This is a genomic window from Sphingobacterium sp. UBA7249 (assembly GCF_002472835.1).
GTDB lineage: Bacteria > Bacteroidota > Bacteroidia > Sphingobacteriales > Sphingobacteriaceae > Sphingobacterium > Sphingobacterium prati.
Genome location: NZ_DKST01000025.1, coordinates 37,967 through 53,053, shown reverse-complemented (window position 1 = coordinate 53,053; position 15,087 = coordinate 37,967). Strand labels below are relative to the sequence as shown.

The following is a 15,087-nucleotide window of genomic DNA, read 5'->3' as shown; positions in this document are numbered from 1 at the left end:
GAATTGAAAACAAATTAAATTCAATTTACCATGAGAAAAAAATGGTGGAAAATATTAGCTGTCATCATAATTTGTGCAGTCATTATCAACGGTCTTTTGGGCCCTGTCCCCCGCCTATTTATCCTTCACGAAAGCATCCGAAACGTCTATTTCCACGTCCCGATGTGGTCTGCAATGATCGTGATGTATCTGATTTCTGTTATTTATAGTATCAAATACCTCAATACAGGAAAACAAGAATACGATCTAATGGCTATAGAAGCTGTTAATACAGGTATTACCTTTTGTTTTTTTGGATTGGCAACGGGAATGTTGTGGGCCAATATCACATGGGGCGAACCATGGCCTAATGACCCGAAACTAAATGGTTCAGCGATAGCCACTTTAATGTACCTGGCCTACCTCGTATTACGTAATGCGCTCGAGGAAGAGCAAAAACGAGCTAAAATCTCTGCTGTTTACAACATTTTCGCATTTCCGATCATTATTGTATTGCTTTATATTCTTCCGAAAATGACAGATTCCCTTCACCCTGGAAGCGGCGGAAATGCTACTTTTGGCCAGCTACAAATGAGCAATGAGCTTCGCCCAACATTTTATGCCGCAATGATCGGATGGCCCTTGATCGCTTTTTGGATTTGCTCTCTTCGTTATCGAATACGTCTATTGGAAAGAAAACAGCAGGAAATAGAATCGTAAGAATTTATAGGTAGGTATTTCAGTTTTTAAACAGATAGACAGGCCCCGTAAAGCGCCTACGCGTATAACAAAACTGGAAATATGCATCTACCATACCACTTCCATAAGGTTATAAAACGTAAATGGCAGTGACACTGATTAAAAATTAAATTTAGATGGAACCAAAATTAATCGGGTTCACATCGAGTATTAAAGACAAAGAATAGAATGAAAAAAATAACATTATCAATTGCATTATTAATTTTATCAACTTTAAGCACCTTTGCACAGGATGACGTTGATATGGCAACGGGATTGCGTAGTGAAGGCAAAATCTATGTGGTTGTTCTCGTGATGTTGGTCATTTTTCTAGGTTTGGCTTTCTTCCTTTTCCTGCTTGACCGTCGCATTACGAAGTTGGAAAAAAAGAATAAATAGTATACTTGTCACATACCATGATTATAAGTCAGTTCAGAAATTATACACCAATAAATATTCTATTTTTATCCCTTGTGGGTTTTGTATTATGCCTTGGCATATTCCTGCACCTTCCGGATAAATTAGATTCCGTCATTTTTGAACCTGCGCTTGGCAATCTATTGGGTGAAAATAATTTAATTAATCTTTCTCCGGCAACGAATGTCTTCATAACGCTCATATTGACCATTTTTCAGGCGACGATACTCAATCGGATCACAAGTCATTTCAACTTACTGGGAAAACCTAGTTTTTTGGTTGCGCTGATGTACATGACATTAGCCAGTTTATTTTTACCTTTTTTGGTTCTGTCGCCTACGCTTATTTGTAACTTTATTTCGATCTGGATGCTGAGCAAATTGCTCTCGTTGTATCGTCAGACAGATGTGAAAGCGGAAATGTTCGATCTGGGTATGATTGTCGGCATAGGAAGTCTCATTTACTTCCCTTTTTTGAGCATGTTCTTCTTGCTGTGGATCAGTCTACTCATATTCAGACCCTTCAACTGGCGTGAATGGATCACACCACTTTTGGGATTGGCCACAGTCTATTTTATACTTGCGGTCATCTACCTATGGGTAGGCAAAATGGAACTATTTTACACGATATGGTTGCCGTTCACTTATAAATTCCCTACGGCTATCCGTATTCAATTGCTCGATTATTTGGTGTTGGTCCCCGTACTCTTTACGCTGATCCTTTTTCTATTGATCCTTAAAGATAATTTTTTCAAAAGTATTGTCCACATCCGAAAGTCCTTCCAATTGTTGTTTTTCATGTTATGTCTGGCTGTGGCTTCCTTTTATTGGAACAAGAAATTGACTGAGGCCCACTTTTTACTCTGTGCTCCTCCAATCGCCATTTATATGGCATATTACTTCACCTATGCCAAAAAGAAATGGTTTTTTGAGATTATATATGCCATCATCGCCCTCACAATAATCTACTTTCAGTTTTTCTAACAAACTGTACAGCAAGTGTTTAACCTTTTTTAACAAAATCGGCTTAACAAGCTCATAAAAATTGAATAGTTTTGTATGCGAATAAAAGCAAAGAACATTTAATTACAGGAGTCAAAAAACTCAAAGATTTCACTAAAAACTAAATAAACATTAGTTTCTCAATTTTATAGGTTGACCATGCAGAAACGCTTTATAAGCTCTCTAAGAAATAAATCACTCCAACTGTTGTTAGCAGGTGGAATTTTAGCTAGTTCTACTACCGCATTTGCCCAAAAAACGACATCCGCATCCCCTTATTCTCAATTAGGAATAGGTCAGATCCGTGAAGATTTATTACCTCAATACAGAGCTATGGGGGGTATCAATACAGCTATCCGTACATTAGATGGCGTCTTTTACAACACCAACCCCAGTAATCCGGCGTCTTATTCCGCTGCACGCTACAGCGTCTTTGACGCAGGTCTGTATGGCAATTACACACAACTTAAATCAACAACGAAATCTGATAATACGGCCGACTTTGCCTTTAGTCATATTACCATGACTTTTCCGATGAAAAAATTTGGTGGTATCAGTATGGGAATATTGCCGTTCTCCGACGTGGGGTACCGGACAAGCTCACAGGAAGGTATCAACCAAGATGTTTATAATAAGGTGTTTACTGGTGAAGGAGGACTAACAAAAGCATACGCAGGTTGGGGCGTGCGTGTCTATAAAGGATTGAGCATAGGAGCGAATATGTCCTATCTCTTTGGTACATTAAACGACTTTAGCCGGGTTGAATTTCCAGTATCCTCCGGAGCTTTGAACCCACAACGTCAAAATAAACGCGAAATCCAAGGTATTATCTTTGATTACGGTCTACAATACGAGCAACCCCTAGGCAAAGAGTATTCATTGACCTTTGGGTATTCAGGATCATTAAACAATGATATAAAGGAGCGAACAACAATCATTGATACAAGGACTTCGCCCTCATCGGATCCAGACAATCAAAATATCCCGTTGGATACAACCTACATGTCTGATCGGGTCAGTAGGCATTTGACCCTACCATTAAAACATAATGTAGGGGTAACACTTGCGCGAAATGGTCGCTGGTTAGTTGGAGCAGATTTTAAATATGCAGATTGGTCAAAGTTTCAGGTTAGGGATGGTGAAAATCGATTGCGTAAAAATTACGGTGTAGCCGTAGGTGGACAATTGACTCCGGATAGATCATCCCTCAAATACTTAAATCAAGTAGACTATCGTCTTGGATTTAGATACAACAAAACCCAATACTTTCAAGGTGGCGAGAATATCAACGACATGGCTGTTACTGTTGGTATAGGCTTACCGCTAGCGAGAACCAGCTATTCAACTGCTTTCTCCAAAATCAATTTCTCAGCAGAATTTGGGCAGATGGGTAAAGTATCCAATGGCCTGTTACGTGAACGTTATATCAACTTCAATATTGGCTTTACGCTAAATGACCGTTGGTTTAGAAGAAATCAATTTGACTAAGATAATGGTACGCAAAGTATCTGCACTATCCATATTTAAACATATATCGCCCCTGGTAATTCAATTTTTGCTAGGGGCGCTCTTATTGACCGCCTGTGAACCAGATCTAAAGGAGGTCGATCGGATTGCCAATTTAAAAAAAGAAGAAGCAGTGGATATATCGCGGCACGTCGATATCATCTACAGCGATTCAACCCGGGTCAAAGCCAATCTCACAGCACCCGAAATGCGTATCAAACACGATAGCACTGAAATTTACGAGTTTCCAAAAAGCATAAAAATTATTTTCTACGATGAAAACCTTAAGGAAACACAGCGTATTACATCTGATCATGCCGTCCGAAGGGAAAAAGATAAAGTAACAATCTTTACTAAAAATGTAGTTGTCACCATGGCTGATGGATCTGTCTTGAAAACCGAGGAAATTATCTATGATGAGGGAGCGAAAGATCCGAATAGAACCTTTTATAATAATCTTCCAGTTCAGGCATTCTTTAAGGACCAAAGGGGCAATCTACAGGGATCCTCTTTTAGTTCAGATAAGGATCTGTTGCACGCCAACATACAGAATGCAACTGGCGTTGTTATCATCCAGGACAATAATTTATTTCCATCCATAGGGCGGTAATAAATCACCTTTCTTACTTAAAATTCGGCAAGATCCGATGTATGGCTAGGCTAGGGATTAGATAGCGGGGAGCAAAAATGATGCTGCAACAGATCACTTACGGCATATCGCGACAGCTTGGTTATGATCACTTCTTATAAAAAATGGACCGATACAAATAGTTTTTAAATTTGTTTTATTACATTCAGGAAAATATTCCGTTTTTTTTTATAAAAATTGTATCTTGCACCGCATTTTGCTATGCTATGCATAAATTAACGAAATACAAGTATTTACACAATATAAACACAATAAGCAGACTATGGGATTAATGGGCTTTTTGCGAAACAAAGCTGGTGTCATCTTGACAGCAGCCATGGCTATCGCAATTTTAGCATTTTTACTAGGCGATGTCGTTCGAGGAGGCGCCCCTTTTTGGGCCAGACATCAAAATCGTGTAGGGGAAGTCAACGGAACTGAAATTGAATATCCTGCGTTCAACCAACAAGTAGAACAAGCAGAAGAAATGTTCAAACAACAAATGGGCGGCGCTGTTACCCCTCAGATGAGGACATATGCCGTACAACAGGTTTGGAACCAATTCTTATCCAGGGAGATCTTGAAAAAAGAGATCGAAAAAATCGGTTTGACAGTAGGTAAAGACGAATTAAATGATCTAGTAAAAGGGCCAAATCCGTCACCTCAGATCGTACAAGCATTTACCAATCCTCAAACAGGTCAGTTTGACCGTACACAATTAACAACTTTCATAAGCCAAGTAAACTCAGCGGGTAACCAAGCGGTATACGATCAATGGAACGCTTTGCTTGAAGGTGTGCAAGATGAACGCTTAAGTAGCAAATATGGCGAGTTACTTTCAAATAGTGTGTACGTGACTTCTTTGGAAGCCAACGAAGAATACCAAGAACGGAATAAATTGGCCAACTTCAAGTACATTCTTTTAGACTATGCTTCGGTAAAAGATGCTGAAGCCAAAGTAACTGATGCTGATTTCCAAGAATACTACAATGAACATAAAAATATGTTCAAAACACAGGAGGAAACACGTGCAATCCAATACGTTACTGTGGATGCAAAACCTCTTGCGAAAGATTCATCGGCTGTAAAAGAAGCAATCAACAAGTTAAAACAAGATCTTATTGTTGCGAAGGATGATTCATTATTCGCTTCCATCAATTCAGACAACAAATATCCATTCACCTATGTAAAAAAAGGTCAATTGAGTCCTTCTTTGGATTCTGTTGTCTTTAATGTAGCGACAGGTACGACGGTAGGCCCATTTCTTAACAATAGTGCTTACGAGATAGCGAAAGTAGTTTCAACTGTGGTAGGTCCAGATTCAGTAAAAGCATCTCATATCCTTTTGGATGCTACCGCAGAAGGCGGTGTTGACAAAGCTTTAGCAAAAGCGGATTCCATTAAAGGGTTGATCCAAAAAGGAGACAACTTCGCCGCATTGGCAGTTCAGTTCAGCAGTGACCAGGGCAGTAAAACAAATGGTGGTGAACTGGGTACGTTTACAAGAGGCCGCATGGTACCTGAATTTGAAAAAGCTGTATTCGAAGGTAAAACCGGAGATATTAAAGTCGTAAAATCTCAGTTTGGCGTACATATTATTAAAATCGAGAAACAAATCGGTACGGCGAAATACGCTAAAGTAGCGATCATCGACAAAGTAATCAATAGTGGTAAAGAAACCTTAAACAATGCCCATAGTAAAGCGACAGCATTCTTATCGGCAGCTAATGCGCAAAACTTTGCACAAGAAGCTAAAAAACTTGATTTAGAAGCGCGTACCGCATCTCGCGTAACAGCGATGGATAATGTACTTGATGGTACGGAAGCGCCACGTGATTTGATAAAATGGGCTTTCGAAGCTAAAAAAGGTGATATCTCTGATAAAGTATTTGAAACTGAAACTTCTTATATCTTGGCGAGCCTAGTGGATGTACAACCTAAAGGAGTACTTTCTTTGGATGCCGTAAAAAAAGATATCGAGCCTGCTGTTAAAAACAAAGTTAAAGCTCGCGTCTTAAAAGAAAAATTTGCCAAAGCTTTAGCTGGAGCCTCTTCAATTGATCAAGTGGCTCAAAAAGTGGGTAAATCTGCTATTCATGTAGAGAATGTGGTATTTGCCAACCCTGTTATTCCGGGCGTAGCCTTGGAAAATGCGGTAGTAGGTACAGTATTCGGACTTCAACCAAACAAACCTTCGAAAGCAATAGAAGGAAATACAGGTGTGTATGTCGTGCAAGTGAATGGTTTCACAAACCCATCAGCGATCTCTGACATCAATGGACAAAAGAAACAAATGCTTGCAGCCAAAGCGCAACGTGCTTGGGGATCAATTTTCCGTGCATTACAAGATAAAGCTGAAATCATTGACAATAGAGTGAAATTCTTTTAGAAGATTTTTAAGTAAATTTGTAGCCGGACGAATTATCGTCCGGCTTTTTTTGATATAATAGCTATGGAAATTCAAACAAATATTGTCAATAAAGTTGCGCAAAGTGGATTAATAACTGTTGACTTGGCGGATTATCATCCGAAGGCCGACAATGTCCTATATGATATTAAGGATAATTTGTTCCATGGTCTGATGTTACGGGAAAAAGATTTCCGCGAGTTCATCAAAACACATGACTGGTCACAGTATACCGACAAACATGTTGCAATCACGTGTACGGCAGATGCTATCATACCTACCTGGGCTTATATGCTTCTGGCAAATAAGTTGGAGCCCTACGCTTCAACAGTTATCTTCGGAGATTTAGATGAGCTCCTACGCATACAGTACGCCGCCGCTATCGACAAAATTGACATGGAGCAGTTCCGTGATCAACGGGTAGTTGTGAAGGGTTGTGGAGATACGTTTATTCCGGAATCGACATTTGTTCAGTTCACGGTGAAACTTAGCAAAGTAGCTAAAAGTATTATGTACGGGGAACCTTGTTCAACAGTTCCAGTTTTTAAAAGAAGTCCTCAAGCCCCAAAAGCGGCTGACAAACAAGTATAAGTAGCTGGCTTATGTGGGTTTCATCACCTTAAAAAGACAATTTATTCTGATGAAATTAACATTTCTTTTCAAACAATTTTCGTAAACTTACGTACATGAAACTTATATCGACATTGCTCCTATACTTATCAGTTTTTGTAAGTACAGTTTTCGCTCAGGATTTACCCCATTTAAAGGAATCTGCATTTAAAGGTGGAGAGAAATTAAAGTACAAACTCCGCTATGGCATAATTTCCGCAGCAACGGGAACGTTGACTGTCGGTGATACGAAAGACGGATTTGGGAATCCCTCTTTTCATCTGTATGCTGCAGGTAAAACAGCTGGAGCATTTGCCATTTATACTGTACGAAACGAATATAATTCATATATCAATAGTAAGACATTCTTGCCTTACTATTATACGGAAAACATCCGTGAAGGTGGCTACAGAAGGAACGACAAAGTGCGTTTCAATCAGCAAACTCATACGGTGGTCGGTAACAAGGGAACATTTACATCCAAGGTGGACCAGACGTTTGATTTGCTATCTTCCTATTATTTTGCGCGCAATTTGGATTTAAGCTCGGTAAAGCCCGGGGAATCCTTTAAACTGACCTATTTCTTGAATGATGAAATAGCTACCCTGGGCATTCAATATATTGGAATCGAAAAAATAAAAACAGAATTGGGCACATTGGAGTGCCTTAAATTCAGTCCCGAAATTAAACCGGGGCGTATCTTTAAAAAAAATAGCAAGCTTTACCTTTGGGTAACCAACGATGGTAACCGCATTCCAGTGAAGGCCAATGTCGATATATTAATTGGCTCTGTCACTTTAGAACTTCTGGAAGCAAGCGGACTAAAATATAAATTGGGCCAAAAAGCAAGCTACTCAAAATAAATAGAATGATTGAAGTAGGAAATGTATTGGTACACGAAGATCTGATCAATAATGACTTTGTGTGCAATCTATCAAAATGTAAGGGAATCTGTTGTATCGAGGGGGACTCGGGTGCACCTTTACTAGAAAGCGAAAAGGCAATTCTGGAGGAGATATATCCAAAGGTAAAACCCTATATGACAGAGAAGGGAATCGAGGCCATCGAGGAACAAGGCAAATATGTCGTCGATGTAGATGGTGATCTAACCACAACATGCGTTGATGGCAATAAAGAATGTGCGTACGTAACCTGGGAAAATGGGATCACCAAATGTGCAATCGAGAAGGCTTACGAGCTTGGGGAAATACACTGGCGGAAACCTGTTTCCTGCCACCTCTATCCTATCCGTACAACGCATTATCCAGAATTCGACGTGCTTCATTACGACCGTTGGCATATCTGCAAGGATGCATGTAGCTTTGGCAAAGAACTCCAAGTGCCGGTATATAAATTTTTGAAGGATCCCCTGATCCGTACATATGGTGAAGAATGGTACAAAAATCTTGAACAAGCAGTCGATGAGTTGTAACAAAATTACTATCTTTAAGCTTTAACTTTTTGGTATTTCATTCCAATTCATGTCAAAATTAAAAGAGATCCAACGCCCTATTACCCACGAACTTGAAGCTTTTGAAAAGAAATTCAAAGCGTCGATGAAAAGCTCCGTTCCCTTGTTGGATCGTATTACACAATACCTGATCAAACGCAAAGGCAAACAAATGCGCCCCATGTTTGTCTTTTTCTCAGCGGGCATCTGCAATGGGATTAATGAGTCGACTTATCGGGGTGCTGCCCTGGTGGAATTATTGCATACTGCTTCCTTGGTTCATGATGATGTCGTTGATAACTCTTACGAACGAAGAGGTTTCTTTTCCATCAATGCCCTCTGGAAAAACAAGATTGCGGTGCTGGTCGGTGATTTTTTGCTTTCAAGAGGTTTGCTGCTTTCGGTAAAACATCAAGATTATCACCTGCTAAAAATTGTTTCGGAAGCAGTGGATCAAATGAGTGAAGGGGAATTGCTTCAAATTGAAAAAGCACGCAAACTGGATATTGAAGAGTCCATCTACTTTGAAGTTATACGTAAGAAAACAGCTTCATTGATTGCTTCTTGCTGTGCCTGTGGATCCGCTTCATCCAATGCTGATCAAGAGACGGTGGAGAAACTGCATCAATTTGGTGAGAAAATTGGTATTGCTTTTCAGATTAAGGATGACTTATTCGATTTTGGATTAGATGATGTGGGCAAGCCATTAGGCAATGATATCAAAGAGAAAAAAATGACCCTGCCCTTGATTCATGCCTTAAATCAGACAAGCTCCAGCGAAAAGCGGCGGATTATCAATCTGGTTCGAAACCATAACGATGATCCAAAAAAGGTTGCTGAAGTGATCGATTTTGTACGCAGCAGTGGCGGACTTGAATATGCAACAGATAAAATGCTGGAATATCAGCAAGATGCCTTTCGCATCCTGGAGGATTTTCCAGATAATGAATACAAACAAGGATTATTGCATTTGGTAAAATATACAACAGAAAGAAAAAAATAATGAGTCACGAATTAATGTTTTTTGGAGGTTTCTTAATCTTCATTGCACTGATGCTAGCCATTGACCTTGGACTATTTTCCAAGGGTGATAAGCCTGTTAGCTTAAAGACGGCAGCAATTATGAGCGCAGTATGGGTACTGTTCTCGTTAGGCTTCTATTGGCTACTACGCCACTATGGGTTTGAATTGCATAATATCCATGATTTAAATCATCTACAAGAGGTCATCACCAAACATCACCACGAGATCAAAATTATTCCCGGCGATCTTGCTGCAAGTTTAGACATCTATAATAAAAACCTGGGCTTGGAATATTTAACGGGATATGTTGTTGAATATGCGCTCTCGGTGGATAATATTTTCGTGATGGTATTGCTTTTCACCTCATTTGGGATTCCCGAACGATATTACCATAAAGTCTTGGTATGGGGGATTCTAGGAGCGATTATTATGCGGTTTTTGTTTATATTCCTAGGTGCAACATTGATCGCCAAATTCGGCTGGATCTTATATGTTTTTGGTGCATTCCTGGTCTTCACAGGTGTCAAGATGTTTATCAACCGCAACCAAGAGGAAGAAGTCGATCCGCAAAACCACCCTGTTGTCAAATTTGCCTCTAAATATTTTAAAGTAACACCAAAATTGGATGGTGGTCATTTTTTCCATATCGAAAATGGGGTAAAATACATGACACCCTTATTTTTGGTTTTATTAGTGATTGAATTCACCGATCTTATTTTCGCAGTGGATTCTATTCCTGCTATTTTCTCGGTGACCAAAGATCCGTACGTGGTATTCTTCTCGAATATTTTTGCCATCCTGGGATTGCGTTCTATGTTCTTCTTACTGGTGAATATTATTCATAAGTTCCAATATCTAAAGGTGGGTTTGGCTTTTCTATTGGTCTTTATTGGTTTAAAGATGTTATTGCATCATTGGTTGGCAGAAGTAGGTTTCACCACCACCCATTCATTAATTGTCATCATCGGTATACTGGCATTAAGTATTATTGCTTCACTCCTCTTTCCAAAACATAAGGAACTTGCCGAGTAATCCTATAAACAAAAGGGTCGTAATTTGTACGACCCTTTTGTTTATCAATATTTTAGCACAGCTCTCCTCATGCATCCAGCTGATATAGATGTATAAATTGTACCTTTTTTTAGGAACAATTATTTTACAGACGATTTTACCGTACTAAATTTAATTTATTTAATTTAGCACCACTTTAAATTAACAAAATACTAACAAATGAATTGGAATAAATCGATTGTACTAGCTGCGTCACTTTTTGCAGCTTCATTCCAAGTACAAGCCCAGGACAATTTGATCAATGCGTTAAAAGCAAATCAAAATGACAATAGCAAATCCGGATTTACGTTTACAGAAGTTATCAATTTAGGGAACACTTCGATCAAAGATCAAGGTTCTTCGGGTACATGTTGGTCTTATTCAGGAAACTCTTTTTTAGAATCCGAGATGATCCGTATGGGTAAGCAGCCTGTGGAGATCTCTCAGATCTATACCGCACGTAATACATACTTAGATAAAGCACGGACTTATGTGCGTCTTCATGGCGGATTATCATTGGGTGAAGGCGGACAATTTCACGACGTACTAAATTCATTCCGTAAATACGGGACAATGCCTCAATCGGCGTATACAGGCCTTCACTATGGTAGCACACGCAATAACTTTGGAGAAATGACTTCCATGTTGGATGCGATGTTAGGTTCAATTGTAAAAGGAAAAGCACTGACACCAAACTGGGAAAAAGCTTATACGGCAGCAATGGATTCTTACTTGGGAGAAGTGCCAGAAAAATTTGATTACAATGGTAAATCGTATACACCACGTACGTTCGCTGATCAGGTAATTGGTATCAACCCGGATGATTATGTTGGTATAGCCTCAGTTACTGATCATCCGTATTACAGCCAATTTGTTCTGTTAATTCCAGACAACTGGTCATTTGACCGTTTTTACAATGTTAAAATGAATGATTTAACGGATATCATTGATAATGCATTACAAAAAGGTTATACAGTTGCTTGGGCGACTGACGTGTCGGAAAAAGGATTCTCATGGAAAAATGGGGTCGCTTATGTTCCAGAAAAACCGTTCGAGCAAATGAGTGAGCAAGAAAAGGCAAGCATGTTCGTTGGTCCTAAACCAGAAATGAAGATTACGCCAGAAGAAAGACAGAAAGCTTTCGACAATTGGCAAACAACAGACGATCACGGCATGCATATTGTAGGTCTGGTAAAAGATCAAAACGGCAAAGAATATTATATTGTTAAAAACTCTTGGGGGACATCCAATGATTACAAAGGATATCTATATGCTTCCAAAGAATTTGTCCGTTATAAAACAACGTCTTTGCTGTTACATAAAGATGGTTTGACAAAAGATTTAAAATCTAAGATAAATATTAAATAAGCGATATACCCATCGTTTAAAACACCTCTGAAATTAATAGTTCAGAGGTGTTTTTGTTTTCAGATTAATTTGATAACTTAAACATAATTATAAATCTAGTTGTTCAGTGAGTATGAGAAGTATAATCGCATTATGTCTTACGATTTTATTTGGGAATTTAGCACAGTCCCAGACCAAAGGGGTGAAATTTGTAGAAGGATTAAGTTGGAAACAGGTCAAAGAAAGAGCGAAGGCAGAAAATAAGTTTATCTTCGTGGAATTTTTTGCAACCTGGTGTGGCCCGTGTCAATACATGAGCAATGAAATTTTCCCACTGGAGCAGGTGGGCCAGCCCATCAATCAAAATTTTATCAGTGTCAAAGTTCAGATGGATTCGACGGAAGCTGATAATGCTGCGACAAAAAAATGGTATGCTGATGCCCGCACCATTTCCAATGAATACAATATCCAGTCATTTCCAACTTTTCTGATCTTCAATCCGGACGCAGAAGCTGTACACCGTATCGTTGGCGCAAGTGATGCTCCCGAATTCGTCCAACATGTTACGGATGGACTATATCCCGAAACACAGTATTATACGCTATTAAAAAAGTTTGATAAGAGGCCACAGGATATTTATACAGCCAAACAAATGTTAAAAGCGGCCAATGTAGCCTATGACGAGAACACCGCTCGTAAAGCCGAAAACACATTAGCAAATTCTTTAGGTACTGACGAGCTTTTTAAAAAAGAAAATGTCCATATTCTATTAGCTGCCGCCAAGTTTACCAATTCAAAAGCCTTTAACCTAATTCGTAATAACAAGGAAAAAATAGACATTTTGCTGGAATCACCAGGGATTGCCAACCGTACTTTGGCTAACGTCGTGGTCAATGAACTCTTCCAAATTAAAATAGACGCCAAGCATGAACCCAACTGGGACAGTTACCAAAGCGAGCTATCTGCAAAATATCCCGACATAGATTTTGTCCCGATGTTTAAAAAGATCAAAGCACACTACTATCTTCAGGTTAAGAATTATGTGGCTATGAAAAATACGATCAATGATTACTTATCATCTGAAGATTTCACAGCACATCAATTGAACACGTTTGCCTGGACGATCTTTAATAACAGCAGTGACCCGGAATGTATCGATGCCGCAATCAGCTGGAGCAAAAAGTCAATCATGGAAGATCCCAGTTCGGCATTCTTAGATACATACGCCAACCTACTTTATAAAAAAGGAGAAAAAGATAAAGCGATCAAGTGGCAAAATAAAGCCGTAGAGATGGCCAGCGATGATGATCGTCCGATCTATCAGGAGACCTTGGACAAAATGACCAAAGGGATAAAAACCTGGGAAAATTAGAGCTCCGCTTTCACGGATCCCGCGCATGACTTTTTAAAGAATATGCTTTAATGGAATGGCCGGTTCTTTAACATGTGGAATGTAAAATTCGGGGGCACTCCCTCGAGGAAATTGCCTTATTTTATTGATCCGGATTTTTAATTCGACGAATCCATCGATGAATGTTTTAAAATAGTAAACTCTTTGGTTAATTTTTTTTTACAATATTTTTCTTGATCGCAATTTTAATTCCGTAAATTAACACTTAAATATCAACGGATTATGAAAAAGTTAATTTTAATATTATTCCTGATTCCAACGCTCTTATTTGCGCAGAGTGAAGGTGTAAAATTTGAGCATGGTCTCAACTGGAATCAGATCAAAGAAAAAGCCGCCAAAGAAAACAAATTTATTTTTGTGGATTGTTTCACCACCTGGTGCGGCCCCTGTAAGTATATGGCAAGTACAATTTTTCCACAGGCTAAAGTGGGTGATTTCTTCAATGCGAAATTTATCAATGCCAAAATCCAAATGGATAAAACCAAGGATGACAACGAGGAAATAAAATCCTGGTATGCCGAAGCAGATCGTTTTGCCAAAGATTATAAAGTAAAAGCTTACCCGACTTTCTTGGTCTTCGACGCGAAAGGCAATCTTGTCCACCGCATTGTCGGTGGCGGAGAAGCAGATGCTTTTATCGCTAAAGCCCAAAAAGCACTGGATCCAAACACGCAATATGAAACTCTATTGGCAAAATTCAATGCTGATCCCCAAAATATATCGATTGCAAAGGCCATGGCTGAAGCAGCGAAAGAAGCTTATGACCAAGAAACTCAGGCAAAAGCAGAAGGCGTTGTATTAGCTTCGCTATCAACGGATCAGATTTTTACAAAAGAAAATGTTAGCTTGCTACTTTCCGCAGCTAAGGTGGTTGATTCCAAAGCGTTCAACTTAATCAAAGATAATCCAGCTAAATTTGATGCCGTTAGCGAAAAAGTAAAAGCAAACGATTTCTTGGCACAGTTACTCATCAGCAATGCTGTAAACAGCAAAATTCAGGCGAAAGAAGCCATAGATTTTACCGCTATCGAAAAAGAGCTGGCTCAGAAATACCCAACAATCAATACGGAAAAGGCCAGTCTGGAAATACAACCGCGCTATTTCTCTTACACCAAAAACTATCCCGGTTTAAGAGACAGTTTTAATAAGTATATCGAAAAATATGGTTCAACGATCACAGCAATGGAATTAAACCAGATGGCTTGGTCCATCTTTGAAAACTGTGATGATCCAGCTTGTTTAAAAGCAGCTTCAGAATGGAGTAAATTATCGCTTGAAAAAGCAAAAGATACACCGATGTACTTGGATACCTTTGCAAATCTTCTTTATCGTCTAGGGGAAAAAGATCAGGCAATCAAAACACAGGAGAAAGCCATCTCACTTTTGACCGCTAATGATAAAAAAGAGGATTATGTAGCAACGCTTCAAAAAATGAAAAAAGGCGAAAAAACCTGGGAATAATTCCTATCCCAAATAAAATATAAAGTCCAGATCAAGCTTGTTGATCTGGACTTTTTTATT

Annotated in this window: 14 protein-coding genes; all 14 read left to right on the top strand. The window is 39.1% G+C overall.

From position 1 onward, the window contains the following. Positions 1 to 30 precede the first annotated feature (30 nt). The 14 genes from ccsA to B4A24_RS16825 all read left to right on the top strand — a co-directional run bounded on the left by ccsA (position 31) and on the right by B4A24_RS16825 (position 15,027). The gene (gene ccsA, locus B4A24_RS16890; RefSeq protein ID WP_293946241.1) at positions 31 to 699 is read left to right on the top strand and encodes a cytochrome c biogenesis protein; all 669 of its coding nucleotides are present in this window, start codon (positions 31 to 33) and stop codon (positions 697 to 699) included. Positions 700 to 906: 207 nt separating this feature from the next. Continuing rightward, on the top strand, positions 907 to 1,116 hold the full coding sequence (locus B4A24_RS16885; protein WP_077437990.1) for a CcmD family protein: 210 nt from the start codon (positions 907 to 909) through the stop codon (positions 1,114 to 1,116). Between the two features lie 17 nt (positions 1,117 to 1,133). Then, the gene (locus B4A24_RS16880; protein WP_293946240.1) at positions 1,134 to 2,117 is read left to right on the top strand and encodes a DUF6427 family protein; all 984 of its coding nucleotides are present in this window, start codon (positions 1,134 to 1,136) and stop codon (positions 2,115 to 2,117) included. A gap of 177 nt (positions 2,118 to 2,294) precedes the next feature. Beyond that, complete coding sequence (locus B4A24_RS16875) at positions 2,295 to 3,623, top strand: hypothetical protein (RefSeq protein ID WP_293946239.1); 1,329 nt, start codon at positions 2,295 to 2,297, stop codon at positions 3,621 to 3,623. Positions 3,624 to 3,627: 4 nt separating this feature from the next. Next, positions 3,628 to 4,251, top strand: a complete 624-nt coding sequence (lptC, locus tag B4A24_RS16870; RefSeq protein ID WP_293946238.1) for an LPS export ABC transporter periplasmic protein LptC — start codon at positions 3,628 to 3,630, stop codon at positions 4,249 to 4,251. A gap of 301 nt (positions 4,252 to 4,552) precedes the next feature. Beyond that, on the top strand, positions 4,553 to 6,658 hold the full coding sequence (locus B4A24_RS16865; RefSeq protein ID WP_293946237.1) for a peptidylprolyl isomerase: 2,106 nt from the start codon (positions 4,553 to 4,555) through the stop codon (positions 6,656 to 6,658). 63 nt (positions 6,659 to 6,721) lie between these two features. Then, positions 6,722 to 7,267 (top strand): DUF2480 family protein, encoded by a 546-nt coding sequence (locus B4A24_RS16860; RefSeq protein ID WP_293946236.1) that lies wholly within the window; start codon positions 6,722 to 6,724, stop codon positions 7,265 to 7,267. Between the two features lie 95 nt (positions 7,268 to 7,362). Beyond that, the gene (locus B4A24_RS16855) at positions 7,363 to 8,148 is read left to right on the top strand and encodes a DUF3108 domain-containing protein (protein WP_172393621.1); all 786 of its coding nucleotides are present in this window, start codon (positions 7,363 to 7,365) and stop codon (positions 8,146 to 8,148) included. A 5-nt stretch (positions 8,149 to 8,153) separates the two neighbouring features. Continuing rightward, complete coding sequence (locus B4A24_RS16850; RefSeq protein WP_293946235.1) at positions 8,154 to 8,717, top strand: DUF3109 family protein; 564 nt, start codon at positions 8,154 to 8,156, stop codon at positions 8,715 to 8,717. 49 nt (positions 8,718 to 8,766) lie between these two features. Next, positions 8,767 to 9,738 (top strand): polyprenyl synthetase family protein, encoded by a 972-nt coding sequence (locus B4A24_RS16845; RefSeq protein WP_293946234.1) that lies wholly within the window; start codon positions 8,767 to 8,769, stop codon positions 9,736 to 9,738. Further along, the gene (locus B4A24_RS16840; RefSeq protein WP_293946233.1) at positions 9,738 to 10,790 is read left to right on the top strand and encodes a TerC family protein; all 1,053 of its coding nucleotides are present in this window, start codon (positions 9,738 to 9,740) and stop codon (positions 10,788 to 10,790) included. The genes B4A24_RS16845 and B4A24_RS16840 overlap by 1 nt, the downstream gene beginning before the upstream one ends. A 198-nt stretch (positions 10,791 to 10,988) precedes the next feature. Further along, positions 10,989 to 12,176 carry an aminopeptidase C gene (locus B4A24_RS16835; RefSeq protein ID WP_293946232.1) on the top strand — a complete coding sequence of 396 codons (1,188 nt, stop codon included), beginning with the start codon at positions 10,989 to 10,991 and terminating at the stop codon, positions 12,174 to 12,176. 112 nt (positions 12,177 to 12,288) lie between these two features. Beyond that, positions 12,289 to 13,527, top strand: coding sequence for a thioredoxin family protein (locus tag B4A24_RS16830; protein WP_293946231.1), 1,239 nt, complete (start codon positions 12,289 to 12,291; stop codon positions 13,525 to 13,527). Between the two features lie 261 nt (positions 13,528 to 13,788). Next, positions 13,789 to 15,027: a thioredoxin family protein gene (locus tag B4A24_RS16825; protein WP_293946230.1), complete on the top strand. Its 1,239-nt coding sequence runs from the start codon at positions 13,789 to 13,791 to the stop codon at positions 15,025 to 15,027. Positions 15,028 to 15,087 lie beyond the last annotated feature (60 nt).